Here is a 26,144-nt window from a genome sequence, read left to right on the forward strand (position 1 = left end):
AACCTGTTATGAACCAACAGCAAAAGGACCTTTGGAAAAAGAAACTGCACGGCTGGGAGATGCTGGCCCGTCGCGAGCGGGCCATAGCAGTTGCTCAAACCGCTCATGAGAAGCTGGAAGAAATCTGTTCGCTTCAGGAGTTTGCAAAGGCTTTACCTGTTTCAAGGCAGGAAGAGCGCGAACTAAAGGAAGTTCGACAACGATGGATCAAGATCAAACGTGGCAAAAAAAAGAACTGATGAATCACTGTACGATGCTGTTGCTGCCTTGATTCGCTGGCTGCGATCAGAACATGTTTCCTTCATGATTATTGGTGGATTTGCAGTCAGCTTGCTGAGTCGTCCCCGAGCAACACGAGATGTTGATGCCGTGATGACCATTCCTCATGATCGATGGAAAGCCTTGCTCAAAAGTGGAAAACCTTTCGGCATTGAGCCACGTATGCGTGATTGCCTGGCATTTGCCCAGGAATCCATGGTTTTTCTTCTCAAACACTTACCCTCCAGTACTCCAATTGACCTCTCGATTGGATCATCCGAGTTCGAACAACAGGCACTGGCGCATCGTCACTCAAAACGATTGAAGAGGCTGACTGTACCTTTGCCACGTGTTGAAGATATCATCATCATGAAAGCTGTTGCACGAAGACCTGTAGACTTTGCTGATATCAGCACCATGCTGATGCATCACCATAAGGTGGATAAGCAACACATTCTGCACTGGCTGGATACATTCAGCGAATTGCTTCAGGATGATTCTCTGATTCGTGACTTTGAACAGTGCATGAAGAATGTGATGCGAAAAGGGAGGTAGCAGGTCGCTCATTGATTACAGGCATAATACCTGTCTCATGGAATTTGACATCTGCATGCCTTGTATAGGATCGCGCCAGTACTTAAGGCTGAGAACGAGCAGGGCAGCGGTAAACGTGAAGCCAAAGTCCAAGAAATATCATGACTGCCAACAGCAGGCCGAGACGTATTCCCGGCTGTTGCAGTGGATTAGGCATATTACTTTTTCAGCTCTCCCGGCACCGCGCTTTGCACTTCACCCGTGGCGGCCCATTCGATGCCACGGAGCAGCAAGGCCTGGAATCCCGAGCTGCTCTTCATTGCAGCGACATCATGGCCGAGCACATTCTCACACACCCGACCCTTGCCATACATCGCCACCCAGACCACCGGTTCTTCACGGCCGGAGTTTTTCGGGTCAATCTTCTTGTCTGAGAATGCGGTAGCCAACGTGGTGCTGTCGGGGAACATCTTCGAGTTCTGATACAGTTCATCGTTGCTGTGGGCAAACTCACTGGGCATGCCCCTGGTAATGGGGTGGTCATTCTTGCGGATGGTGACATTGAACTCATGTCGTTTGCCGTGGTTGCCCTGTTTTCTCCATCCGCCAGAGATCATCTTTTCAAACTCGGCATCAAATGCTGCATTGCCCACAAATGCCGAGGAGGCGTGGTGATAAACCACCAGTCCCTTGCCTGATTTGACAGCATCCGTAAAAGCTTGTTTGTTCGCATCGGTCCAGCGCGAAGCGGGTGTGCCATTGCGGGTATCCTTGTAGTTGAGCAGCAGTACATCGAAGCGAGCCAGGTTCTTCTCGGTAAGATCGGTGCTCGGTGTTTCGGTCACTTCCACCTTCATGCCAGCCCCGCTGAGCAAGTCGCGAAGATACGGGGTAGTTTCTTTCCAGGCATGTCCATGATCGCCGGTAATGATAAGCACATGGATGGGCTTGCGGTCTTGTGCATTCAGTGTCAATGGACAAACGACGCACAGCAGTGATAACAATCGCAACATGATCGCTCCAGATGGGAATGCAGAGCAGGTGGGCAGTTCAACATGTAAAGTGTATCAATCTCGATCACGATAGATACCTCAATGGCGCAAGGATGGCACTTCTGGATAGAGCACAATCCTCACTTCCTCCACGCCAGTCAGCCCGCAATAGAGAACCTTTGCCAACTGGTAGAAAATCGTATCCAGGCAGACACCTTGCGGGTAACCACCAGCACCGGTGCCGAGCAGGGGTATTGCCAGCGTAGTAATGCGGTAAGTATCAGCCTGCATGATGATGTGATGAATCAATTCCGTAATCAGGTCTTTACTGAGTTCCCGGTCACTCAAGCCACTGCGATCAAGCACTGCAGCATGGAAGACCAGGCGGGCGGGAAGTTTGCCTGCGGTAGAGACAGCCACCCGCCCGTGACGAATCGGGCTGAGCCGATCCACCATCAGTGCATACTCCGGTCCAGCGGCGCGCTTGATGGCTGCTGACGTGCCACCACCCATTGTCAGGTAATTATCATCGGAACTGACGATGGCCCCTACCTGCTGGTCGATGATATTTCCCGAAACCACCATCAATGCTTTGCCATCGGGAAATTCGTAGCGATCTGGAGTTTGTGCCAGGCTGGCATGATCGCCACTCAGGTAAAACGCCCGGCGAGCCTGGTATGCCTTCATGATCTCCTGCAGCTCAGGTTCATCCTGTTCCCAGGCATTCTGAGTGTTGGATGACTGAAGCTGTGACAGCAGATCCTTAAACGATGCAAATCGCTGATCAGGCGACTTGGCCATGCACCGCTCGATGATTTCATTCATCCGTGCCGAGATTTTCGGATTCAGCGACCGGGGCGAAACGAGCGGATCAAACTTGTGCTTGCACAGAATGGAGAAGACCGATTCACCATCAAAAGGAAACTTGCCGGTGAGTGCTTTGTAAAGGGTGGCGCCGAAGCTGTAGATATCGGCACGGGTATCGACGTGTTTAGGATTCTCCGCCTGCTCCGGCGCCATGAAGTGGGGCGTGCCCATGATGTCACCCGTCATGGACAGGTGGCTGAGATCCATGGTGCCTCGAGCCAGTCCAAAGTCTGCCACCCGTGCGTTGCCCAGCCGGTCGATCAGAATGTTAGCCGGTTTCAGATCACGATGGATGATGCCCAGGTCAGCCGCTTCCGCCATGCCTTGCGCCACCTGACGCATGATGGGCAGCAGTTCCGATTCCTCCATGCCGCCGGGTTTTTCTTTAATTCTTTTGGAGAGATCAGTTCCCTCGATCCAATCCATGACCAGCATGGGGGAACCATCGGCCAGGACATCGAAATCATGAATAGCAACCACATGGGCAGATTTGATTTTGGCCAGCATGCGGGCTTCGCGGAGAAAGCGTTCTGCGGAGTGCCTGCCCTGCGTGATTTTGATGGCTACCAGCTTATCCAGATGCCGATGCCTGGCTTGGTAGACCACACCCATGCCGCCGCGTGCCACCAGTTCAATGACTTCATACCGCTGGTGATTGGGCATATCGACAACGGTGAAAGCCGTGTTCTGCTGATCGAGAGTATCCCCTTGAGAAACCGTCTGTGGTTCTGCAGCAGATGCCGGTATTTTGTTGGCGTTCTCAGGGTGCATCTATTTCTACTCAATAACCACTGACACTATCATGACGTCTGCTGGGGTTTAGTTCAACAAACTAAACGAACTCTGTTCTGGAATATCCTGACTGGTAAGCTTTCGATCAATACACTCGCATGCTCGATTACAACCCGTTAAACCCGTTGATAGATTCCTAACAGGCAGTTTTCAGGGTATCGAAGACAAACCAATCGAAAGCATCTCCAGAATAGTAATTCAAGGTAATTCATCATTCGGAACTTGCTGAACACGGAGAGATCATCCAGCTTGTTGAAGGCAATTTCCTGGAAGCCGTTCATTTCGAACAATTTCTTTAATTGATGCCTGGTATTCATCCGGTACTGAACCGGGAAGGTATCTTCTTCTTCGCCACCCCAGAACATTTTCTTGATGGGGTGATGTAATCTGAAAGGGATCACTCTGGAAAGAAGTGTCAACGGCGACCATTTGTTCACGGTAAAGACTACTGCAATACCTTCGGGCTTAAGCAGCCGGGCCAGGTTTTTTACAAATGCGTCTGGTGTGCTCACATGTTCAACCACCATTCTCATGGTGGCCAGGTTAAACTGCTTTTCCGGCTGATAGTCTTCCAGAAGACTTTGCACTTTTTCATGTACCAATTCGTTCTTGAGAACATTCTCGCTGGGATCGAGTGCCGTTACATGCTGAGCACGCGTGACTAACTCCTTTGACAACCGTGGGTTTTCGGGAAAGATGGCATGTCCCCCTCCTACATCAAGCCAGACTATTCCCTGCGTTACCGCCTGACGGACCGTAGCTTCATAATAATCGGCTGGTGAGTAATGCCCAAATCGGTATCGACGTCGGGGTGCTGGGCCTGTGGTCGCCGGATCGCCATATTTTTGACGAAACAACTCTTCCATTTGCTGAGGTGTTGGCAACATTGTCAATCCTAGTCATCCGGACGATGGATGATCATGGCAGAGAATTTCACTGAAGCCAATAGTTTATTGGAAAACCATACACGGATTCTATCGTAATTCCAGCTTCTTTGTTGCACGTCATACCATCTTCAACATTCCATCACAAAAATCTTGCCGAGCTGACGTTTCTCCCTTAAATTGCTCCAGTCTAGTCAGAACCGTGCTGTCTTTATTCCCTCCCTTCTTGGCAGCAGCGGTCCTCGATCAAACTACCGTTTTTCTTGTCCCTGTTATCCCAGGTCGTGTTCTACGTTTTCAGGAGCTGTCCCCTATGAAACCGAAAGAAGTACTGGCGCTGATTAAAGAAAAGGAGATCAGGGCCGTTGATCTCCGCTTCATGGATTTCCCCGGCATCTGGCAACACTTCACCATCCCTAGTGAAGAAATGGAAGAGAGCATCTTCGAAGAAGGCCTCGGCTTCGATGGGTCGTCCATCCGCGGCTGGCAGGCGATCAATGAATCTGACATGCTCGTTATCCCCCAGGCGGAAACGGCATTTGTCGATCCCTTCTGTGCCACGCCAACGCTCACCATTATCTGTAACATTCAGGACCCGCTCACCCGCGAAGATTACACTCGCGACCCTCGCAACATTGCCCGTAAAGCTGTCAACTACATGAAGAGCCTGGGGCTCGCAGATGTCGCCTACTTCGGCCCTGAGCCGGAGTTTTTTGTTTTTGATACCGTGCGTTTCGATCAGAACCAGCACAGTGGCTACTACTTCCTCGATTCCGAAGAAGGCGCCTGGAACACCGGACGCGAGTTCGAAATCGATGGCCGGCCCAACCTTGGCTACAAGCTCCGGTACAAGGAAGGTTACTTCCCCTGTCCCCCCGCTGACTCTCAGGACGATATGCGTTCTGAAATGATGCTGATCATGAACGCCTGCGGCATGCAGGTGGAACGCCAGCACCACGAAGTCGCCACCGGCGGACAAGCCGAAATCGACATTCGCTTCAACGACCTTGTTACGATGGCAGACAATGTGCTCAAGCTGAAGTACATCGTCAAGAATGTTGCCAAGAAGCATGGCAAGACAGCCACCTTCATGCCCAAGCCACTCTTCGGCGATAATGGTTCCGGCATGCATGTCCACGCCAGCTTGTGGAAGGGTGGCCAGAACCTCTTCGCTGGATCCGGCTACGCAGGCATGTCTGACATTGCGATGTTCGCTATCGGCGGTTTGCTGAAACATGCACCGGCTCTCTGTGGTTTCTGTAACCCGACCACCAACAGCTACAAGCGACTGGTGCCTGGCTACGAAGCTCCGGTCAACCTGGCTTATAGCCGACGTAACCGCTCTGCATCCATCCGCATTCCGGTCTACAGCCCATCACCGAAGCAGAAGCGACTGGAGTTCCGCTGTCCTGATCCTTCATGCAATCCTTACCTCGCCTTTGCAGCGATGTTGATGGCCATGATCGACGGCATCCAGAACAAGATTCACCCCGGCGAGCCGCTGGATAAGGACATTTACGATCTGGAACCGGAAGAGCTCGCCAAGGTACCCAAGGCACCCGGCTCACTCGATGAAGCACTGGCCGCCCTGCGCAGCAACCACCAGTTCCTGCTCAAGGGCGATGTCTTCACTCCCGATGTCATCGACACCTGGATCTGGTACAAGACCGAGAAGGAAGCCGATGCCGTCCGCCTGCGTCCTCATCCGTATGAGTTCATGATGTACTACGATATTTAAGCTGTCAGCCGTCAGCTTTTAGCTATCAGCCAAACGAGAGGCGGAAGCGGTTGCTTCCGCCTTTCTTCATTGATTCCAACTGAGCAACTTCGCTACCTGTATTCCTTGGCGCTCCTTGGCTTCTTGGCGGTTTATCCTTAATTAAACGCCGAGACAATCACATGAATTCAGCAAGACGCAACTGACGCCTGTACTTGTGTGATGCTGTCGGTTATGCTGAACTGCGTAATGAAGAAATGGTTCTTGTTGCTCCAACTGCTGTTGCTGGCCGTCGTTGTCAGCGTCATCTACTGGTGGCCTGCTTCGCCAGTGTGGGAACGGGCGATTGGTCATGGTCGTATTCTCGGTTTTGATGCAACCAGCCAGCGGGTTATGACGATCAGCAGCAGTAACCCCAGCACCCGACTCAGTGATCTCACCATCCATAGATTTGATGTTACCACTGGTAGTGAAGTGGACCGCAAGACGTTTGCAGGCGAGAACAACTGGTGGGTGTGCGACTGCCATCTGATTAACAATCAAACGCAAATCTTTCTCGCGAGAGAGTTCATTGACCCGTCGAAGTATAATCCGGAGCAGGAAGCTGCAGGCAACTGGCCCATCAGGCCAAAGACCTATGAACTACTCGATGCCGCGACGTTTCAACGGATAGCGGGTCCCTTTCCATTCGAGGGTCAACGTTGGCCTGCTTTTTCACCCAATGGTAAATGGATATGGAGTATCTTGTACGGGCGGGGAGATATCACTCCCACAGCGCTGATCGAAGCAGACACTGGCAGGATTGTAAGGGAGTTTCGCCCTTCTTCCGGCTGTAGACCCAGCCATGCCGCCGGCTTCTCGCCCGATGGCAGTGCGATGGCCATACAGTGGATTGACCATACCAACAAACAGTGGAGCATCGAAATCGTCAACCTGCCTGATGGGAAGACCCGGTTTGTCCACACTTTGCCGAATGGTCCTTGGAGCGTGATCAATCACTGGGCAGACAACCGACTGTATCTGGAAACTAATACCTCGGTGGCCCCACAATGTTATCGTATTGGCTGCAGCTCTCTGGAAGTGCAGGCAGGGCGATTGGGCGAGCCTCGAGAAGAACCATCCTTGACAGGTTTCGTGGATTATCGTGTTAACCACCTACCCATTATGAGCAACTGGAAGTTTGTTGGCGACATGCAGATTCAGCTACAACATGGTTCACTGGACAACAAGCCTGACTGGTTCAACGCCACGCTGGAGTGGTTCGACGAGAAGGCTGGCACATCGTTACGGCACCCCAAAAGAGTACCAACGATGGTAAGGCTCAGTGAAAGAAACACCGGAAGACAGATCGCAGAACTACGATCCACTCGTCTGGGTTATCCGTGGATGATTGCGGTCAGCCCCGATTGCAACTATGTCGCGAGTATTCAGCAAGGGTATGAGCCTACGGGCATGGGGCTGCTGCTGTGGAATGCCCAACCAGGATCACGCTGGCCCTGGGCATGGGGGGCGGGCATTGGGTCTGTCATTGTCCTGCGGTTAATTGTAAAACGGCTAATTCGTTCACGTGGTATTGCCGTGAAGGTATAACTGTCTTTTGTCACGATACAATCGTGACCCACGGTTTTACAACTGCGTTCTTTCCATCGTGGCGTTTGCTTCACTTCTCGCTGTCGTCATAGCAGCTTCATGCAACTCGGCAGTGAATACTTGCGTTTCCTGCTGTCGTTGATCCTGTCTATTTTTCCACCAGATGGCTGCGTCGCTTTCTGTCCATGTGCCTTGGAACGCGCACTGGTTCAGCTCTTTCAGTACATCGTTGGCGTTGGCTGGTCTATCAGCCTGCGACTTGGCCAGGCAGCGTAGGATCAGTGATTCTACTTGTGGGGAAATGGATTTGCTGGATCGTTCTGACGGCGTTTCTGGCTTTTCCCGTACATGCTTCATGCAGATTTCGACAACCGATTGGCCGGAGAATACGGTGCTGCCTGTCAGCAGAAAGTACATCACCGCACCCAGTGCATAGACATCCGAGCGGACATCTACCTGGTCAGGCTGGGAAATGCCTTCCGGCGAAAGATAATGAGGCGTGCCGGTTACCGCATTGGTTGAGGTCAGGTGAGCCTGTTCGCTATCGGATACGGTTTTCACCAGTCCGAAGTCAAGCACTTTGACAAAGTCCTGTACGCCACCCCGCTGCGTCAGGAAGATGTTTGCTGGTTTGATGTCGCGATGCACCAGCCCGGCAGCGTGTGCTTCACCCAATGAGCCACATACCTGCCGCAGAATGTATACCAAGCGGGCTTCGGGCAGGGGACCATGTCGCGTCACCAGGTCGTCGAGGTTGATGCCTTCGAGATACTCCATGGCATAGTAGAAGATGCCTTCGGGTGTGCGGCCATAATCGAAGATGGAAACCGTATTGGGATGGGTGAGTGTCGCAGTGATCTGCACTTCACGCTCGAAGCGGGCAATGCTGCTTCCTGAGATTTTGTCGACATCGAGGAGTTTCAGCGCCGTAGGCCGACGGAGCATGGCGTGTCGGGCTTTGTAGACTGTGCCCATGCCGCCTGAACCCAGTTTTTCTTCCAGGGCATACTGGCCCAGTTGTTTAGCCTGGAGCACTGCGGCCTGCAACATTTTCTGCTGCTTGGCCATCAGGAACATGGCAACATAAATCGCCACCGAGGCAATACCCAGCAGAATCATCAAGCCCCAGAACGCCCGGCGAAGGATATAGACCGGAGCGTAGGCTTCTTCCACATCTATTTCCGTGCAGACACCAAAATCATAATCGGTAAGCCAGGTCCAGGCGCCCACCACTGGCACGCCTCGATAATCGCGGTATTCCCACGGCTCGCATCCCGATTTTCCCTGGATGGCATCAGCTACATTGAAGGGCAATGGTTGATCGTTGCGAAGTTGCTCCGGCCTTTCCCCTTTCATCATGTTCACGCCAGGGTTGCGTAACTTCAACGTCAGAATGGATTGCGATTCAGGCAGGTCAGCGAGCAGACCGATGCGCTTCAGATCGTTGTCAAATCGGCTGTTGGAAAGGAGCAGGCCGTCTTTGTCGAAGGCATAGGTCTCGCCCGTCTGCCCAGCTTGAGCCACACGCAGAATCTGGGAAAACTGCATGTCAGGGCGAATACGCAAACCGAGAACGGCATGAACCTTTCCATCCGATTGCTTGAGCGGGGCTGCAGCAAACATGGTTGGCAGATTGGCACGGTACTCGCCTGATTCGTCCTGCAGCAACAGCGGACTTCGGTACGGCTTGGATACTGAGGGTCCAGATTGGAACACGCGATCAAAAAACTCTTTGCGATAGCCACCCATTTGCTTGCCTACCGGGGCATCCTGTTCAGCAGCGATGGTGACACCATTCTCTGCGACGATGAAATAACCCATGTAACCCAGCGATGAGAGGATGGGCTTCAAACGAGTTCTGATTTCTGTTTGGGTTTTGGAGTAAATCAGGGACCGTTCACCCTCCACACCTCCGGTATTACTCTGCAGGAGTTGAGCGATCATGTCCTGTAGTTTTTCATCCCGTGCCACCAGTTCTGCTGTCTGTCCCTGATCTTCCATCCATATTTTCAGTGCTTCCACATCTGCATTGAGGATGGTGTTCAACTCGGCTTCACGTTGCCGGCTCATGGCTTTGTCGACCGACTGCTCCACGAGTAGACCCGTGACACCAAGGATGATGGCAGCCAGGATCGGCCATATCCAGAGTTGTTGCCGGAGGAATTTCCCCGTGGCTTGAACACTCGAACGGCTGGCCAGTCGGCGCATCGCCGGGCCTACCGCTGAGAGTGCAGTGAAGCTGGCACGAGCAAGAGATTTGGAGATGGAATTCTTCGCTGTCACTCAAGCGGTCCTTGTATTTCTGCAATAATCCATTCTGCAAACGTCTTCGTTATCCGACACGCATCCTGATGGTCTGAATCGTGGTACCCAATTGCTTCTGCATATCCTTCATCAGTCTGGACTGCATCATGACCAGGTGTTGATGGGTCAATGCGTCAGTTACTCTGACCTCGAGCATTCCCCTTTTGAACGCAACTACCTGGCTCAAGCCATTCCAGGGCTCACCGACAACTTTGTTCCAGGCAGATTCGAGCCTTGCCTGAGCACTGACCTTGCCCCAGCCCCGATGCAGCATAACCCGTGACAGAACCTCCTTCAATGGTTCCACGCCACGGTCTTCAGGAAATGGGACAAAGGTGGACATACCTTACGAGTGTAAGGGAAATGTCCAGTGAGAAAAAGAGGATTTGAGTGAGACTTCGGGTCAAGGGAGATCCAAGGCTTGTATATCCCTTACTTTCCTTCCCCACGTGTCAACGGTACCACGATGTAGCTGTAATTGCCTGGAGCGGTAAACAGGGCTACTGTGTTGTTCTCGACGAGTTCCAGAGTGATTTCGGTGTCTGGTTCCAGCACGCGGAGCATATCCAGCACCAGCTTTGGATCGAACGTGGTGCTCATCGATTTGCTGTCATATGCCACCGGCAATTGGATTTTGGCCCGGCCTTTTTCTGCAACACGGGCCTGCAACGTCAGTGTTCCTTTCGCAAAGCTGAAATCAACGCCGCGAGTATCTTCATCCGTAAGAATCGCAGCCTGCCTGACGACGGAACTAAGCGGACCAACCATCAGCGGTATTTTGACTGCTGTTTTCTTGGGAAACACTTCGCGGTACGTTGGGTAACGCCCTTCCACCAGTCGGCCATAGATTTCCGATTTGCCTACTTTGAAGAGCACATCGTTGGGGCTGAAGCGCACCAGCACGGGGTCTTCAGTATCAGCCAGGTTCTTATCGAGCAATTGCATCACTTTGGTCGGCACCACTGGAGTCTGGTTGCCGGTGGTATGTCCGCCATGTGCTTCGCCGTTGCCATCCACCACGGCCATGCGTTTGCCATCAGTCGCTACCAGGCGAACCTTGTCTTCGTTCAGTTCCCACATCACACCGGTAAGGGCATAGCGGGCCGATTCGGTAGCTGCTGCAAAAATGGTCCGGTGAATCATTTCCTTAAGTTGTTTCGACGGGATACTGTGATATTTGTCTCCCTCAAAACCCGCTACCGTGGGGTACTGATCTGCATCTTCGCCAGGCAGTTCGAATTCACTGTACTGGCCGCGAAGACAAACGCCTTCACCATCGCCTTCTATTTTCAGTTCCTGATCACTGCATTCGCGCAGGATGGAATTCACCCGACCTGTTGGAAGGAGGATATCGCCCGGTTCCTCAACCTGCACGCCCCGCACTTCCATGCTGATGCCTACCGATTCCAGATCCGTAGCTTTGAGCGTTGCATGTTTCTTGGTGACACTCAATTTGACGTTCTGCAGGATCACCTTGGGCGTGCGTGCCGGAACGACACTGCTGGTGAGTTGAAATGCCTGGGCCAGAGCTTCCCGGTCAAAGACCGCTTTCATGCGTGATGCCTCTTGTTGTTCTGTTATGGAAGATAGCAGGTTTACCCGCGTTGGGTAGCATAGAAATGATTCCCCCAGCGTTCTTTTTTCAGACAGGCTGGCTGGGTCGGTTCAGACTACTCTGTCTTTTCTTTTTAAGAATAAAAGAAGAACAGCAGAAGATACAGTAGGGAGCAGTTGAACTGTTCATAACTATCTGGAATAGGTTCTAAGCATCAGTCCCCCAGATAGATGGAGCAATAAGTAGGCTGTCGATAACCTGTCAATGGTTTGTCGGGATAATTGTTGTCTGTGTGTGATTAAAGTAGAGTTCATGAACAGTCAGAGTTTGTCAAAATTGATGAACAAGTTATGAACAGGCTCATTGACGGAGTTATTGTCACTGGTTACACAATCAACCAACATACTTATGCACTGCCAGTTGTCAGGAAAAATTCTGACAAAGTTTGTATCTGAAGATTGAAGCGGTAGACTCGAAGCCAACCCGAGGAGTTCCACATGCAACATCAGATGTCTCGACGCAGTATTCTAGGGACTAGCCTGGCATCCATGGTGACTTTGCCGATGATGAGCCAGGCAGAAGAGACGAAGCCAAGCGCAGGCAAGCCATTGTTTCAATTAGGTTTGGTGACCTACAACCTGGCAGCGGAATGGGATGTTCCCACCATCTTGAAGAACTGCAAGGAAACGGGAGTGGCAGCGGTAGAACTCAGAACCACGCATAAACATGGAGTAGAGCCTGATATTTCTGTGGAACGTCGCAGGGAAATAAAGCAACAATTTGCCGATGCAGGCATAGTGCTCTGGGGTTTGGGCAGTACCTGCGAGTTTCACAGCCCGGACGCCAGCGTGGTGAAGAATCAGATAGAAACCTGCAAACAGTTTCTTGAACTGGCCCATGACTTGGATGCCCGTGGCGTAAAGGTACGACCCAATGGCTTACCCAAGAATGTGCCGGAAGAAAAGACACTGGAACAGATAGGAAAAGCTCTGACGCAGTGTGGGCAGGAAGCATCCAACCTGGGTTGTGAAATATGGGTTGAAGTACATGGTGGAGGAACGAGCCATCCGCCACGGATGAAAACGATTCTGGAACATGCCAATCATCCCCAGGTGGGAATCACCTGGAACTCCAACCAGAGCGATATCAAGGATGGCTCAGTGAAGTCTTACTTTGAACTGCTCAAACCCTGGCTGAAGTCGTGTCATATCAACGCCCTGTATGGCAGCTATCCCTATCGGGAATTGTTTACCTGCTTGAAAGAAGCCAACTATGATCGCAACACTCTGATCGAGATAGGCGAGAAACTGGACCCTGTCAGTGGTGCACTCTTCCTCAAGTATTACAAGGCGCTGTGGCGGGAACTGGCTGGCGCTTAAGCCGGTACAGCACATGTCGGCAGAGCGGATGCTCTTTCGCCAGCAACGGATGATCAAAATCATCCTCCGGGTTACGCTGCATTCCCAGCGTCTCCATCACCCGGCGGGAACCGATATTTCCCACTGCAGTGAAAGAAACGATTTCTTCAAGGCCCAGTTGATCGAATCCAAACTGCAAAGCCCGGCGTGCTCCTTCGGTGGCGTAGCCTTTGCCCCAATAGAGTGGAGCGAGCCGCCAGCCTATTTCGACACAGGGCGTGAAGTGTGTTTGATAACTAGGATGAGCCAGGCCAATGAACCCTGCAAAGGGGGTGTGCCCTTTGACTTCCACGGCCCACATGCCGAAGCCGTGGCGTACAAAGTGATCTTCAATGCGATCAGCCTGGGCATCACTTTCCTGTCGGGTGAGTACCGAAGGGAAGAACTCCATGACCTTGGGGTCGGCATTGAGAGCTGCAAACGGAACACGATCAGAATCGCGCCACGGCCTGAGAATCAAACGCTCGGTATCGAGAGTCAGCTTCATGAATTCACCACCCCACATCTAACGTCCCAAGTTGCCCAGACTACCCATTCCTCTTTCACGTAAGATTTGAGGTATAAGCTATAAAAAAACCCATGCTTTTAAGACATCCTAGTAGAGAAGGGTTGTAAAATTCTCTAGAATATCAGTCGTCAGATTGAGGCATTGCGCGACACGGATGGTCGTGCCTTTTCATTCAATCAGGAAGATACCAGTTCACCCTGCCCCTGGCCCATTGCCAGACTACTGGATTTCATTGTCCTGCTGAGGATTCCATTGTGAAAAGTCTGTTGTTATTCATACTGCTGGTAGCAGGCGGTGTAGTAGGGTACTTTTACTGGCAGCAAACACGTTATGTGACGTCCACTGAAGAACCAAAGGTGGAAGCGATCCGCAAAGGGAACCTCGAAGAAAAGATCACCGGCAGTGGCAAGCTGGAACTCAAAGGCGGTGTTTACTACGTTGTTGCAGAAACTGCTGGCAAGATTGAAAAAGTAACACCTGAGTTGTCTGTTGGCAAGCACGTCAAAAAAGGTGATGTGCTCATCAATCTCGACAGTTCCATTGCACAGAATAGGGTTTCTGAAGCGGAAGCAGCGGTGAAAACGGCTCAGGCCGATTTGAAACGGGCCGAAGCTAACAAAGTCGAAAAGATAGCTCAGATTAACGCCATTGAAAAGGAACTGGAGTTTGTTCGCGCCGGCGTGAAGCGCATGGAAGAGTTGAAAGATAGTGTCGAAGGTGGCAAACTCAATTTAGCCAAAAAAGAACTTGAAAAAGCTGAAGCATCAGCTCAAGCCAGTTATGCACTCAGAGATGTTGCGGAAGCCAATATCACTCTGGCACTGGCCAATCTTCAGCGTGCCGAAGCGGGATTAACTCTTGCTCGCCGTGGCCTCGAAGCCATGACCATCAACTCCCCTTGTGATGGCATCATTCTCGAAATGAACAAGCTGGTGAAAGATGGCCAGCCGATCAATGCCGGTCCTGTGAACGGATCGGCATTGTTTATAGTTGCACCAGGCATGGATGAGTGGGAAATCAAAGCCCAGATCAGTGAGCAGGATATTGGCAAGTTGCACAGCAAACTGAAAACGTTTACTCCAGAACAATTAAAAGCTGGACAGGGTGTGCCTGTACGTTTCAATGTCGAAGCCTACTCGGCGGAACGCATCAAGTTTACCGGCAAGGTGTTGCGAGTTGATCCGCTGCCTGCAGTCGCTCAACGAACGGGCATGGCAGGTCTGGAAGCCCTGATGGCGATGAGTGGCGGAGGAGTTGCCAATAATTCCGGCCCTGCTTCCTACAACGTGATCATCAGTGTTGATCCACTCGATGCAGCGATGCGGAAAACCCATCCGCTGTTTGTGGGGTATACCGCTTCCGACCTTCAGATCATTGTGGAGAACTTCAGCAACATCGTCACAGTGCCCTCTGCAGCGCTTTCGTTCACGCCGGAAGGGATGAATGAGGCTCAGCAGAAAGAATTGAAGAAGAATGAAGAAGAGGGCTGGAGTGTTGTCTGGTTCTGGAACAAAGGCACTTATGAGCCGAAGTATGTGAAAGCCGGCGCCAGTGAAGAAGGGCAGACCCACATCAAGGAAGTGCTCGGTGGTAAACCGGAAGATCTGCTGGGCAAACAGGCGGTCACTGAAGCTCCCAAGAAACCAGAACCCAGTGGTTTGTTTGGCGGCAAGACATTCCGCATGCCGGGCTAAGGTTCGCCATCAAACATTTCACCACGAGCAATACCCACACTAAAGAATCCTGCATGGCCGCCATCATCCAAATCCAGAACGTTCGCAAGGTCTACGACACCGGTGAGGTGAAAGTAGTGGCGCTGCGTGGTGTCAGTTTCGACATCAATCCGGGTGAATTCGTGGCCATCATGGGCACCAGCGGTTCGGGTAAATCGACGCTGATGAATATCCTCGGCTGCCTGGATCGCCCTACCGAAGGACTCTATCGTCTGGGTGGCCAGGACGTCGGCAAGATGAACCGCTTTCAGCTTGCCAAGCTACGCAATGAAAAGCTCGGCTTTGTGTTCCAGGGTTTCAATCTCCTGAAGAGGTATACCGCACTGGAAAATGTGGAACTGCCGCTGCTCTATGCCGGTCTGGGGCCACGAGAACGACGAAGAAGATCGCAGGCCAAGCTTGAACTGGTGGGCCTGGGGCAGCGCAGCGGACACATGCCCAATCAACTTTCCGGCGGACAGCAACAACGTGTTGCCATTGCCCGGGCATTGGTCAACGATCCGCAGCTACTGCTGGCCGATGAACCGACCGGCAATCTTGACAGCAAAACCTCGGTCGAAATTCTCGCTGAGTTCCAGAGGCTGAACCGCGATCTGGGTCAGACGATCATCATCGTGACTCATGAACCCGATATTGCTCATCATGCCAAGCGCTGCCTGATCGTGAAAGACGGTCTGATTGCAGAAGATTATTACAACGACAGGCCTATTGATGCACGCGATTCGCTGGCAGCCATCAATAATGGTGAGAATGGCAACGGCTCCATGACACGTGGCGTCACCTTGCCTTTGCCCCAGGCACAGCCCCATGCGGCTTCGGCCTGAAGAGAGGAGGCACACGATGAATCATCAGAAGCTTCCCGATTATCCGGAGCACCCCGAACCCACTGAAGCCATCAGCAACTCGGAGTTCGAAAGGGAAACCAGGCCCCGTACTTCGCCTGGCAGTATGGTCTGGATGGGCATCGGTCTTCTGGTCTGCCTGTACGTGCTGGATCGAACGGTGAATTACCTGCAGGAATGGAACAAGGGTAACAACGTGGTTAAGTCTGTCCCTGCGAAACAAGGAAACTAACGGACGATGGGTTTCTTTTCGGCATTACGTGTAGCCCTGGCAGCCTTGTTTGTGAACAAGGGCCGTTCCACGCTGACCAGTCTGGGCATTGTCATCGGCATTGCAGCTGTCATCGCGATGGTGGCAGCAGGTAATGGCGCCAAGGAAAAGCTCGATGACCGGCTCGAAAGCGTCGGCAAGAACATTGTCCTGGTTCGCCCCGGCGGCCGTACCAGCACCGGCATCACCGTGCATAGTACCCCCATCACCAGCGAAGATGCTGCAGCCATCCGGGCTGATGCAGCACTCAAGAAAATGACAATCGGCGTGGCGGAATCGCAGGCTACGCAGGATCAAGTCACCAACGCTACTGGCACATTTCTGACGACTATCTCCGGCATCTGGCCTGACATGTTCCTGGTCCGCAAGTGGACCGTTTCAGCCGGCAGATTGTTTGGCCATGCCGAAAATCGCAGTGCCAGTGCGGTGGGGGTAATTGGTGAATCACTGGCCAAGAAGCTGTTTCCCGGCCGCCGACCTGCCGACATGATTGGCCAGCGTTTGAAACTCTATGGGCAGTCTCTTGAAATTATTGGCGTACTGGCTCCCAAGGGCAAGAATCCTATCGGCCAGGATCAGGACGATCAGGTTTTTGTACCTATCAACACCATTCAGCAGCGTCTGGGACGTGAACCACGCGTTTCCGTCATCACGTGCACCACGCGAAGCAATGAGGACATCGGCCCGACGCAGGAACGCATCACCAAGATACTTCGCGAACGACGCAATCTGAGGGGCAACATGCCCAACGATTTCGATGTTACGAGTGTCGAGGAAATGGCAGCGATCGGTCTGCTGCTCACCAATACGCTGAACATTCTGGTCATTGTCATTGCCAGCATCTCACTCATCGTCGGTGGCATCGGCATCATGAACATCATGCTGGTCTCGGTGACGGAACGTACCCGCGAGATTGGCATCCGCATGGCGGTGGGCGCCACACCCAACGATGTGCGCAACCAGTTCCTGATTGAATCGGTGGTGCTATCATTGGGCGGAGGCTTGATCGGCGTGCTACTGGGGTTGAGCTTTGCCTACATCATCACCGATCTGCTCGAATGGCCACTCAGGCTGTCCCCCATTTATCCAACGGTAGCTTTCGGCGTGGCTGCCAGCGTGGGCGTGTTCTTCGGCTATTACCCTGCCATGAAAGCTTCGCAGCTCGATCCCATTGAAGCGTTGCGATATGAATAACCTTCCCAATTCCTGGCGTGATTCGCTGACAGCGCTGCGAACGGCGCTGCTGCACCTGCATAAATCGCTGCTCGATGCGGAACGGCAAAGTTATGAAACCGAGCATGGCCCCATTCGCAGCAATGGCGAATATCTGCAACTGCTGATCAACCACGAGCGGTTCCAGTGGCTGCAGCCTTACACCAGCCTCGTGGTAGTGTGTGATGAAACCCTGGAATCGAAGGAAGCTATTGCTGCAGAAGCTGTTGAGGCACTCTGGACCAAAGCCCGGGAACTGACCGAAACCATGAAAGCGGATACGAATTCCCGCTATGCGTTGATTCTGAAATCATCGCCCGTGGTTCAGATGACCGATGCCGAAGTCAGCCAGTTGCTCGAAATGCATGGCAGCAAGTCGTAGTCTGGTAAGGTCCGGAAAATCTAACAGGAAAACCATCTAAATCGGCTGTTCTTGTCGTAACAGGTGGATGAATGCTGCCGGAACCTGGCAGAAAATCTGTCGAAAGCTATGGACTTTTCCTTACCCGATGCGTCACAATATGGCATGGTTGGGTAGGACCATGATTCCGCCTCTGTGGTGGAATGACTCAGGGGGCCTGCCATGCGACCACCACGATATCTGCTGATCAGTGCGGGATTGCTGTGTTCAGTCATCGTCGGGTGTCAGTCGCTGAAGGCGCCTTCCTGGTCTTCTGCCCCGCCTCGTCGGTCGGACGATCCGCTGTTGTGCACGGATGCGGAACGGAAGCGCCCGCGTGATCTGTATGCGACCACGTCTGATTCCCGTTACCTCGAGCCTGTCGCTGCTGCAGTCAAGTAATGCAACCAGTGCCGGGCTGATGCAAGGCACTGATCATGGTTCGCACCCGCCATTCTTCCCGCGTTGTCACATTGTTCATTCTCTGCCTGGCTGGCTGCCAGTCTGCGGAGAAAGCCTCACTCACCCCGCTGGCTCCCGATGTGGTTCCCACGTTTGCCGAGCTGATGCAGCGAGGCAAATCGCAGATCAATGCTGCTCACGAATTCTATTACAGTGACCGCTGGAAAGATGTTGAGATGGCTGCAATCGCCATCAAGGAAACGGGTACGTACCTGACCAAGCTTCCATTGCCCAATGCGACCGAAGAACAGAAGGTGAAACTCGCCTCGCTGACCAAAGAGTTCAATGAAGCGGCAGACCAGTTGAAGGTGGCAGGTACCGAGCAGAATGCGACCAAGACCAACCAGATTTTCCAGAAGCTCAATGAAGTCTATCGTCAGCTTCGCGTGCAGCAGGCCGTTGTCGGCCAGATCAGCGAACCGGAAGTGAAGCCGCCAGTACCGCCGGTGAAGTAGTAAAGAGTGAAGAAGTGTTATCTTGCGGAATAGAAGACGTTCGAAAGCCAGACAATGTCATTCGACGAACTGAGTGAGTCGGTCTACGAAGACTTGGATGGGCACATCGTTACAGTCAGCAACGATGGCAAGACATACCGCATCATCTTTGAATGTGACGACTGGTGCGGCCAAGAGCGTCGCCGACGATTCGAGTTAATCTTTCAGGATGTTGCGGAAGCTAACGCTACGCCCTCGACGTGTGAATACTTGCACATCGTTGACGAGCACCCGTTGCTCTGGCAACATAATGACGAGAGCGTCTCGATGTTCTTTTCCTCCGCGTTATCCGAACCACAATCGCTGCTCGGACAGCTTTACGAGGCGCATGAAGCGTTGTTTGGTGGTTGGCGTAAATTGTCGGATTATTGGTACGCCAGTTCAGGCTTGCTTCGGACGGGCTATGGGCTTTTAGCTGAAGGACCGCGCCGAGTCATCGAAGAGTACGCACGAGTTGTTGGAGATAGCTTGCGTTACTCAATTATTCATCGACACAGTCCTCGCGGTAAGTATCGCGTCGTATTACTAAATGACTGCTATGTTGTTTGCAGCAGTGTGTCAGTCAATGAGCAGGAATTGTCCGTGTAACGTGTCACTGCACCCGTGGCGGCGCATCACGGTTTGGGTTATTTGTTAAGTTTCGGTTTCACCTGGTACTGCACGTACACGCAGCCATTCTTGAATGGCTTGCATTTCATGAGTTCCAGTTTAGTCTCGCAATTCATGATGTGATACACGGGGATGCCACTGCCCAGCAGAACGGGATGGATGTTGAAGCCGATCTCATCGATGAGATTGGCTTCAAACAGAGTTTTCGCCAGCGAGCCGCCACCCATCAGGCAAATGTCTTTGCCCTTGCCCGACTTCATCTCCCGCACTACCTCAGCGGCATTCTCACGCACCAGCACCGCATTCTTGTCGGGGAGTGATGTCAGTGTCCGCGAGAAGACGTAACCTGTGATGCCTGGCATGCTGCCTTGCGGCCCTTTACGCAGAGCCACTTCATACGTCTTGCGGCCCATGAGCACGGTATCGATGGTGGACCAGTAATCGCCCATGATCTCCGCAGCTTCATCGCTCCACTGCAGCCAGTCCACGCCATCGTCGAGCCGAGCGAGGTAGTTATCAAGACTGATAGCCCCGCCAAAGGTGATTTTGCGCATGGTACATCCTTCAATTGACAGTGACATCCTAATCGTCGCACTGCGACATCACAAACAGAAAGTAATCTAGACAGATCTTACGCTGGCAGCAGAGCGGCATCGTCCGTATCCTTTCTTCGTCAGCCGCATTTAATTCCAAGGATCATTCTCCATGTCATCGTTACCCCTGGCGCGTCGGTTTGCTCAGTATGCCTGCAAGCTTCAGTATGATCACATCCCTGCTGGCGTACTGCATGAAGCCAAGCGTCGTTTTCTTGACAGTTTTGCTACCGCAGTGGGTGCCATGCCTGCTGATGCATATCACATCGCTAAAAAAGTTGCAGGGCACATGAGCAGTACACCCGGTGCCAGCCTGCTCGGCGGTGGCACCAGCAGCATTGAATGGGCCACCTTCGTCAACGGACTGCTCATTCGTTACCTCGATTTCAACGATACCTACCTGAGCAAGGAACCGGCACACCCCAGCGATAACCTGGCTGCGGTGCTCAGCGTCGGTGAAATGGTCAACGCGACCGGCAAGGAGATGCTGGTTGCAGCAGTGCTGGCGTATGAAATCCAGTGCCGATTGTGCGATGCCAGCAGCTTGCGGAAGTATGGGATCGATCATGTCACGTATGGCGCTATTTCATCGTGCCTGGCTGCCTGCAAACTGCTTAAGCTGGATGAAACCAAGACCACGCATGCGGTAGGTATCGCAGGAGTGTGTAATGCCGCCTTGCGACAAACTCGCGCCGGTGAAATGAGCATGTGGAAAGGCTGTGCCTTTGCCAATGCCGCCAAGCAGGGAGTGTTTGCAGCACTTCTGGCCAACGAAGGCATGACTGGCCCCGCTCCCATCTTTGAAGGCGAACTAGGGTTCATGAAACTGCTGACCCGCGAGACTTTTGAAGTTGCTCCGATGGGCGCAGAAAACGGCCCATCCAAGAACGATGACGACTTCATGATCAGCCACACGTACATCAAGTACTGGCCGGTGGAATATCATGCCCAGTCAGCGGTCGATGCGATCTTGCAACTGCGTCCGCAGGTGGGCGACTGGAAGAACGTCGAAAAGATTGACATTCACACGTTCGATGCTGCGGTCGATATCATCGGCAAAGATCCGGAGAAGTATCGTCCCACCACACGCGAGACGGCAGATCATTCCATGCCTTACTGTGTCGCAGTGGCGTTGATTGAAGGCGATGTGGGTCTGGACAGCTTCGATGATGCTCACCTAAAGAATGCTCCACTGATTGAACTGACCAACAAGGTGAAACTGCATCGCGATGCCTCTGCCAACGCACGTTATCCCAAGAGTATTCCCAACAAGTTGACCGTGACGATGCGCGATGGCAAGACACATGTGCTGGAAGTGGTGAATCCACCCGGACATGCCTTGAACAAAATGACCGATGCCCAGGTGGAAAAGAAGTTCCGAGCCTGTGCACTGGCCAAGTTTGGTGAAACGAAAGTTGCAGCGATCGTGAAGAACACGCTGGCAATGGATACGCTTGGCGCCGGCGCTGCGAAAACGATGATCGGTTGGTTTGCGTAACTCGAGCATAGATATGCCCTTTTGCTCTGAAAGAGCCTTCGGTTTTAGCCAGGCCCGGAAGGGCCTGGTTTCAAGAACGCGATATGGAAAGCTCCAACGGAGCGTTCGAGCCTTGGAGTACTTCTCTTCTCGATACGAGCGCTCCGTTGGAGCTTGAGATAATTTCTCAACTCGCCACCAGGCCCTTCCGGGCCTGGCTAACATCGGTGGCTCCTTTGGAGCCGGGCAGCATGCATGCTTATCCGAGAGCGTCTAAGAAAAGGAAACACTCTCTCACCAGAGGAAAGGAGAGAAAACGAGAATCATTTCCATTTGCTCACACCCCTATGGCATCCGCCAACTTGAGCAGCAATTCATCATGCACGATGACTTGTTCAATCAAGGCTGCGCCCCGTTCGGTGGCTTTCTCCGGTTCCAGGTAATGATCCCCCATTAATTCGGGCAAGGATCGGCTTGGCTTCTCACCCGTCAGATGCAGCAGGTGCCTGACCGTTTCGGTCCACTGAGCGCTGTCTTTGATGATGCCCAGTTGTTCAATGAGGTAGCTCAATGCATAGAGCAGCGGTGCTGGGATAATGATGGGCACATCATCCGCTTCCGGTTCAGGCAACTGATTAAAGGGATTGTTGATGATGGCAGGCGTGAGGTAGCGTTCCCAATCATCCGGCGGGGCAGCTTCCTTATCGAGAACGAAGGCTCCTTCCATCGCACCGAAATAAATGCTGATCCAGCGTACTTCCCGCCGGGCTTCATGCAACCCATCTTCAATATGGGTCAGGTCGAGTTCCAGAATGGTATGATGCAGCGACTTCAAATCCTTCATGAGCCATTTGCGCAGTGCTTTAGCTTCCTTGGCGGGTGAAAGCCAATCAACGGCTTTGAGTTTTTTGGCGAATTTGACAGGCAGCAGATCGTTGCCATCGTGATATCGGCAGGCAATCCAATCCTGCGATTGAATCCAGGCCCAGGCCCGGCCGGTGGCATCAATGGTCCGCTCCCGTGCCAGTTGGGCTACTCCTGCAGGCAATGACCATGCTTGGTACTGTTTGGTCAATGCAGTCCAGAAATCAATAAGCCCCAGGGCGTCTTCTACAATCTTCGATTCGAGTCTGATGCGGGCAAACAGTTTGTCATCCAGATCGAGCTTGCCGTATACTCGAGCCAACCCCTGCAGCATGAACATGGGAGCACGAGTGTTGCTCTGAAAGAGAATCTGAGCAGGGGAAACATCCTGATTCAGGGCATCGGCTTCCTGCAGCAGTTGTTGAAACTGAGCCAGGTGTTTAAGAAACCGGCGGCGGGCATGCGGGCCTTTAATGGCTAAGGTAGTATTTTCGGTACTAGTCATGATGGTACTCACGGATGTAGTGTGTACAGACTACAACAGCAGAATGCCGGTCACAAGATGCTAAATGGAACAGACAGCTACGTTTCCCGGTGGTGCAGCCTCACGATTGGAATCACCATGACCCCTGCGATCAAGTTGCTGGAACAAGCAGGTGTGCCTTTCCAGGTGCTGACCTACGAACATGATGATGCATGCATGGAGTACGGTCTGGAAGCAGCAGGCAAATTGCAGGTTGATCCAGCAAGCATGTTCAAAACGCTGGTCGTCAAAAGCGACACTGGCACCTTGGCGATAGCTTTGCTGAGTGTTCAGGACAAAGTCGATCTGAAAAAGCTGGCCCATGCGTTTGGCACACGGAAAGCTGACTTGGCCGATTCCACGCTGGCGGAGAAGACAACCGGCTATGTCATCGGTGGTATCAGTCCGCTCGGTGGTCGCAAGAAACTGATGACGTTCATCGACGAAGCGGTGATCCTGGTAGAAACAATTTATGTGAGTGCCGGGAAGCGAGGCATGCAGTTAAAACTGGCTGCCGACGATCTGATACGTCTTACTGCCGCCAGCGTGGTTCCGCTCGCGGTCGTCAGCCAGGGGTAACGACACCAGGAAGCTGCTGCCTTGCCCCAACTGGCTCTGCACTTCGATGGTGCCACCCTGGGCTTGCACCAGGTGTTTGACAATGCTGAGCCCTAGTCCGGTGCCGGGGTCTTGGCGGTCGCGGGCACGATCCGCACGGAAGAAACGTTCAAAAATGCGAGGCAGGTCTTTCTCGGCAATGCCGAACCCGTTGTCCTTGATCTCAAACCGGGCGTAGCCTGGCACCTTGGAGGCTTTTAAGGTGATGGTGCCTTCTTCCGGCGTGTACTTGATGGCGTTGTCAACCAGGTTATCGAGAATCTGATCGAGCGCGAGATCATCTGCCAGGGCTTCGACAGGCTGGCTGCCTTCAGCGAGGATGAGTTGCTGGCGACGGGCTTGCGTGCGATGTTCAAACCGCTGGATGCAGGCTTCGAGTGCGGGGATGAGCGGAGTCGCAGTCAATTCAATGCTCTGCTGACCAGTTTCAATGCGGGACAGTTCCAGTAGATCGTTTACCAGTCGATTGAGACGATCTACATTCTCGTTAATACGTGCCAGGAAGTTCACATTGTGCTTGGGGTCATGCAAGGCGCCATCAAGCAGCGTCTCCACGGTGGCCTGCATGGCAGCGAGTGGTGTTTTCAGTTCGTGTGAAACGTTGGAGAAAAAGTCCTGCCGCATCCGTTCCAGGCGGTGCATATCGGTGACATCGTGCAGCACCAGCACCGCGCCGCTGCGCTGATTGCGGGTCAATTTCATCGCCTGCATACGCACCTTGCGGTCGGAAGGCAGATCGAAAACCTGTCCCTGGTTGGGGTCCGGTTCATCTTTCAGGATAGCTTCCGCCGTTTCCACGATGTTTCGTTGTCTGATGACTTCCCACAGTTTGCGTCCGACGACAGCATTGGGTTGCAGCTTAAACAGTTTGCAGGCAGCTTCGTTGATGAACTGCACTTTTTCATCCGGGTTGATGACGATGACGCTTTCGATCATCGAGCGAAGCACGGTGCGTGAGAGGTCACGTTCCTGACCATGCCGGGTCAGGTGTTGTTGCAGTTCATCCTGCAGAGTATCGATCACCTGGGCGAGAGTGCGGATTTCATCGCGGGTGGAAGAGTTGGCAGGCTCCTGAATCTTGGTAAGTGCCTTGGCAGCGGCAGCCAGGCGTACCAGCGGAGCCATCATCATGCGGGCAATGAGATAACTGACCACCAGGGCAATGGCGATAAGGATGCCTGCGAGGAACCAGGGCGATTGCAGCAGAGGCGATTCAGCTTCTGCCAGGGCCTGCTTGAGCGCCGCCGAGGCGAGCAGCAGTGCTGAGAGGAGCAGGCCGTACGACAGGAAGATCTTCAGAAACAGTCGGGAACGGAGCATGAGGGTATTCTAAGTGACGTGTTTTTATCTGCCAGTAAACTTCATGCCTCTTTTAGACAAGTAGAGGTGATATGTTAATATGTGTTTGGAGAGCAGATTACCAGATAGGCATCTAGCCATGCTTCGATATTTGTTTTTGTCGATAATCATAGCAGCAGGCTGTTCCTCTGAAGATCTGACTAAACCTGTCAAGGTACCACCAAAGACCAGGGCGTGGTCTACCCGCCATGCCCCACTTATCCTCAGTAGTATACCAGTCACTCCGTATCTACGTTCGGATTTAGAATCCATGCTAATAGGAAAAACCCCAGAAGAAGTAACAATAAAAATCGGTGAACCACATATCCGAATTGATGATACGTGGGAATACAAACTACCATCAGTTGACAAAGCAAAACAAAAAACGAGTTATTCGTTTACCATTCACTGGATACACGATAGTGAAAACTGGAACTTAGTGAAAGTCGAGAAGCTCAGCTTTGAATAGCAGAGAAGTGGGTACTTCTTCTCCCCAAATCTTCAACTACCTGCTTCACAAGACCATCACAATCGGGTACAAGAGACTTTGCACCATGGAATGACGCAACAGGATTATCCCCTTGATTATCTACCCTGCTATCGATCTCCGTGCAGGCCAGTGTGTTCGGCTCAGGCAAGGCGATTTTCAGCAGGAAACCGTTTACGGCAACGACCCCGGCCAGATGGCCCTGCATTGGCAAAGCCAGGGTGCCAAGGCATTGCACCTGGTTGATCTCGATGGCGCCAAGGCGGGCAAGCCAGCAAATCTGCAGGCACTAGAGTCTATTCGCAAAGCAGTCACAATCCCCTTGCAAGTGGGGGGTGGTTTGCGAACAGAAAATGATCTGAACACCATCTTTGAACTAGGCATCGAACGTGCCATCCTGGGTTCTCAAGCCTGCAAAGACCCGGCCTGGCTGGCACAGATGGCCCGGCGGTATCCTCAGCGCATTCTTCTCGGTATCGATGCCAAAAACGGACTGGTCGCTACCGAAGGCTGGCTCGAAGTTTCCTCGATCAAAGCCATCGAACTGGCGATGGACGTCGCATCATTACCATTGGCTGGCATCATCTACACCGACATCGCCAAAGACGGCATGATGGCCGGCCCCAATATTGAAGCGCTTGCCGAGATGTCGCACGCCACGCCACTGCCGCTGATTGCATCGGGTGGCGTGACGACGGCAGACGATGTCTACCGCCTGCGCAATATGAACCTGGCGGGCTGCATCATCGGCCGGGCACTTTACGAAAAATCCATTACTCTCCCTCAAATCCTCTCGGAGTAA

General features: G+C 52.7%; 27 protein-coding genes. 17 read left to right on the plus strand and 10 right to left on the minus strand.

Features of this window, described 5'->3' with window-relative positions; translation table 11 throughout:
• Nucleotides 1-8: 8 nt before the first annotated feature.
• Nucleotides 9-239: a hypothetical protein gene (locus JNJ77_04705; GenBank protein ID MBL8821866.1), complete on the plus strand. Its 231-nt coding sequence runs from the start codon at nucleotides 9-11 to the stop codon at nucleotides 237-239.
• Nucleotides 220-813 carry a hypothetical protein gene (locus JNJ77_04710; protein ID MBL8821867.1) on the plus strand — a complete coding sequence of 198 codons (594 nt, stop codon included), beginning with the start codon at nucleotides 220-222 and terminating at the stop codon, nucleotides 811-813. The genes JNJ77_04705 and JNJ77_04710 overlap by 20 nt, the downstream gene beginning before the upstream one ends.
• 197 nt (nucleotides 814-1,010) lie before the next feature.
• Here the strand turns inward: JNJ77_04710 and JNJ77_04715 are convergent, their stop codons facing one another.
• The 3 genes from JNJ77_04715 to JNJ77_04725 form a co-directional block, all read right to left on the minus strand.
• Nucleotides 1,011-1,805 carry a ThuA domain-containing protein gene (locus tag JNJ77_04715; protein MBL8821868.1) on the minus strand — a complete coding sequence of 265 codons (795 nt, stop codon included), beginning with the start codon at nucleotides 1,803-1,805 and terminating at the stop codon, nucleotides 1,011-1,013.
• Between the two features lie 78 nt (nucleotides 1,806-1,883).
• Nucleotides 1,884-3,422 carry a serine/threonine-protein kinase gene (locus JNJ77_04720; protein ID MBL8821869.1) on the minus strand — a complete coding sequence of 513 codons (1,539 nt, stop codon included), beginning with the start codon at nucleotides 3,420-3,422 and terminating at the stop codon, nucleotides 1,884-1,886.
• Nucleotides 3,423-3,559: 137 nt separating this feature from the next.
• On the minus strand, nucleotides 3,560-4,330 hold the full coding sequence (locus JNJ77_04725) for a class I SAM-dependent methyltransferase (protein ID MBL8821870.1): 771 nt from the start codon (nucleotides 4,328-4,330) through the stop codon (nucleotides 3,560-3,562).
• 310 nt (nucleotides 4,331-4,640) lie between these two features.
• On the opposite strand from JNJ77_04725, the gene glnA reads away from it, so the two are divergent.
• Together glnA and JNJ77_04735 are read left to right on the plus strand one after the other, a co-directional pair.
• Nucleotides 4,641-6,065 (plus strand): type I glutamate--ammonia ligase, encoded by a 1,425-nt coding sequence (gene glnA, locus JNJ77_04730; protein MBL8821871.1) that lies wholly within the window; start codon nucleotides 4,641-4,643, stop codon nucleotides 6,063-6,065.
• Nucleotides 6,066-6,293: 228 nt separating this feature from the next.
• Nucleotides 6,294-7,634 carry a hypothetical protein gene (locus JNJ77_04735; protein MBL8821872.1) on the plus strand — a complete coding sequence of 447 codons (1,341 nt, stop codon included), beginning with the start codon at nucleotides 6,294-6,296 and terminating at the stop codon, nucleotides 7,632-7,634.
• A gap of 36 nt (nucleotides 7,635-7,670) precedes the next feature.
• Here JNJ77_04735 and JNJ77_04740 read toward each other — a convergent pair whose 3' ends face one another.
• From JNJ77_04740 to dnaN, 3 genes are all read right to left on the minus strand, one after another.
• Complete coding sequence (locus JNJ77_04740; GenBank protein ID MBL8821873.1) at nucleotides 7,671-9,917, minus strand: serine/threonine protein kinase; 2,247 nt, start codon at nucleotides 9,915-9,917, stop codon at nucleotides 7,671-7,673.
• 49 nt (nucleotides 9,918-9,966) lie between these two features.
• Complete coding sequence (locus tag JNJ77_04745; protein ID MBL8821874.1) at nucleotides 9,967-10,281, minus strand: DUF721 domain-containing protein; 315 nt, start codon at nucleotides 10,279-10,281, stop codon at nucleotides 9,967-9,969.
• 89 nt (nucleotides 10,282-10,370) lie between these two features.
• Complete coding sequence (gene dnaN / locus JNJ77_04750) at nucleotides 10,371-11,492, minus strand: DNA polymerase III subunit beta (protein MBL8821875.1); 1,122 nt, start codon at nucleotides 11,490-11,492, stop codon at nucleotides 10,371-10,373.
• 498 nt (nucleotides 11,493-11,990) lie between these two features.
• Between dnaN and JNJ77_04755 the strand changes: the two genes are divergently transcribed.
• Nucleotides 11,991-12,872 carry a sugar phosphate isomerase/epimerase gene (locus JNJ77_04755; protein MBL8821876.1) on the plus strand — a complete coding sequence of 294 codons (882 nt, stop codon included), beginning with the start codon at nucleotides 11,991-11,993 and terminating at the stop codon, nucleotides 12,870-12,872.
• Here the strand turns inward: JNJ77_04755 and JNJ77_04760 are convergent.
• Nucleotides 12,829-13,398, minus strand: a complete 570-nt coding sequence (locus JNJ77_04760; GenBank protein ID MBL8821877.1) for a GNAT family N-acetyltransferase — start codon at nucleotides 13,396-13,398, stop codon at nucleotides 12,829-12,831. The genes JNJ77_04755 and JNJ77_04760 overlap by 44 nt on opposite strands.
• 275 nt (nucleotides 13,399-13,673) lie before the next feature.
• Here JNJ77_04760 and JNJ77_04765 point away from each other — a divergent pair, with 275 nt between their 5' ends.
• The 8 genes from JNJ77_04765 (at nucleotide 13,674) to JNJ77_04800 (ending at nucleotide 19,421) form a co-directional block, all read left to right on the plus strand.
• A complete protein-coding gene (locus JNJ77_04765; protein ID MBL8821878.1) occupies nucleotides 13,674-15,113 on the plus strand; it encodes an HlyD family efflux transporter periplasmic adaptor subunit in 1,440 nt (479 codons plus the stop codon).
• A 62-nt stretch (nucleotides 15,114-15,175) separates the two neighbouring features.
• Complete coding sequence (locus tag JNJ77_04770) at nucleotides 15,176-15,976, plus strand: ABC transporter ATP-binding protein (GenBank protein MBL8821879.1); 801 nt, start codon at nucleotides 15,176-15,178, stop codon at nucleotides 15,974-15,976.
• 16 nt (nucleotides 15,977-15,992) lie between these two features.
• Nucleotides 15,993-16,226: a hypothetical protein gene (locus tag JNJ77_04775; protein ID MBL8821880.1), complete on the plus strand. Its 234-nt coding sequence runs from the start codon at nucleotides 15,993-15,995 to the stop codon at nucleotides 16,224-16,226.
• A 6-nt stretch (nucleotides 16,227-16,232) separates the two neighbouring features.
• On the plus strand, nucleotides 16,233-17,459 hold the full coding sequence (locus JNJ77_04780) for an ABC transporter permease (protein ID MBL8821881.1): 1,227 nt from the start codon (nucleotides 16,233-16,235) through the stop codon (nucleotides 17,457-17,459).
• Complete coding sequence (locus JNJ77_04785) at nucleotides 17,452-17,859, plus strand: hypothetical protein (GenBank protein MBL8821882.1); 408 nt, start codon at nucleotides 17,452-17,454, stop codon at nucleotides 17,857-17,859. The genes JNJ77_04780 and JNJ77_04785 overlap by 8 nt, the downstream gene beginning before the upstream one ends.
• Before the next feature lie 201 nt (nucleotides 17,860-18,060).
• Nucleotides 18,061-18,279 carry a hypothetical protein gene (locus JNJ77_04790; GenBank protein ID MBL8821883.1) on the plus strand — a complete coding sequence of 73 codons (219 nt, stop codon included), beginning with the start codon at nucleotides 18,061-18,063 and terminating at the stop codon, nucleotides 18,277-18,279.
• A 35-nt stretch (nucleotides 18,280-18,314) separates the two neighbouring features.
• Nucleotides 18,315-18,794, plus strand: a complete 480-nt coding sequence (locus JNJ77_04795; GenBank protein ID MBL8821884.1) for a hypothetical protein — start codon at nucleotides 18,315-18,317, stop codon at nucleotides 18,792-18,794.
• 54 nt (nucleotides 18,795-18,848) lie between these two features.
• Nucleotides 18,849-19,421: a hypothetical protein gene (locus JNJ77_04800; GenBank protein ID MBL8821885.1), complete on the plus strand. Its 573-nt coding sequence runs from the start codon at nucleotides 18,849-18,851 to the stop codon at nucleotides 19,419-19,421.
• A gap of 38 nt (nucleotides 19,422-19,459) precedes the next feature.
• Here the strand turns inward: JNJ77_04800 and JNJ77_04805 are convergent, their stop codons facing one another.
• Entirely contained in the window at nucleotides 19,460-19,996 is a 537-nt protein-coding gene (locus JNJ77_04805; GenBank protein MBL8821886.1) for a dihydrofolate reductase, read from the minus strand.
• Nucleotides 19,997-20,147: 151 nt separating this feature from the next.
• On the opposite strand from JNJ77_04805, the gene JNJ77_04810 reads away from it, so the two are divergent.
• Nucleotides 20,148-21,533, plus strand: a complete 1,386-nt coding sequence (locus tag JNJ77_04810) for an MmgE/PrpD family protein (protein MBL8821887.1) — start codon at nucleotides 20,148-20,150, stop codon at nucleotides 21,531-21,533.
• A 316-nt stretch (nucleotides 21,534-21,849) separates the two neighbouring features.
• Here the strand turns inward: JNJ77_04810 and JNJ77_04815 are convergent, their stop codons facing one another.
• A complete protein-coding gene (locus tag JNJ77_04815) occupies nucleotides 21,850-22,881 on the minus strand; it encodes a hypothetical protein (GenBank protein MBL8821888.1) in 1,032 nt (343 codons plus the stop codon).
• A 117-nt stretch (nucleotides 22,882-22,998) separates the two neighbouring features.
• Here JNJ77_04815 and ybaK point away from each other — a divergent pair, with 117 nt between their 5' ends.
• Nucleotides 22,999-23,478, plus strand: a complete 480-nt coding sequence (ybaK, locus tag JNJ77_04820) for a Cys-tRNA(Pro) deacylase (protein ID MBL8821889.1) — start codon at nucleotides 22,999-23,001, stop codon at nucleotides 23,476-23,478.
• Here ybaK and JNJ77_04825 read toward each other — a convergent pair.
• On the minus strand, nucleotides 23,401-24,837 hold the full coding sequence (locus JNJ77_04825; protein MBL8821890.1) for a PAS domain-containing protein: 1,437 nt from the start codon (nucleotides 24,835-24,837) through the stop codon (nucleotides 23,401-23,403). The genes ybaK and JNJ77_04825 overlap by 78 nt on opposite strands.
• 118 nt (nucleotides 24,838-24,955) lie before the next feature.
• Between JNJ77_04825 and JNJ77_04830 the strand changes: the two genes are divergently transcribed.
• Together JNJ77_04830 and hisA are read left to right on the plus strand one after the other, a co-directional pair.
• A complete protein-coding gene (locus JNJ77_04830; protein ID MBL8821891.1) occupies nucleotides 24,956-25,324 on the plus strand; it encodes a hypothetical protein in 369 nt (122 codons plus the stop codon).
• Nucleotides 25,325-25,436: 112 nt separating this feature from the next.
• Nucleotides 25,437-26,144 carry a 1-(5-phosphoribosyl)-5-[(5-phosphoribosylamino)methylideneamino]imidazole-4-carboxamide isomerase gene (hisA, locus tag JNJ77_04835; GenBank protein MBL8821892.1) on the plus strand — a complete coding sequence of 236 codons (708 nt, stop codon included), beginning with the start codon at nucleotides 25,437-25,439 and terminating at the stop codon, nucleotides 26,142-26,144.

This window comes from Planctomycetia bacterium (genome assembly GCA_016795155.1).
GTDB lineage: Bacteria > Planctomycetota > Planctomycetia > Gemmatales > HRBIN36 > JAEUIE01.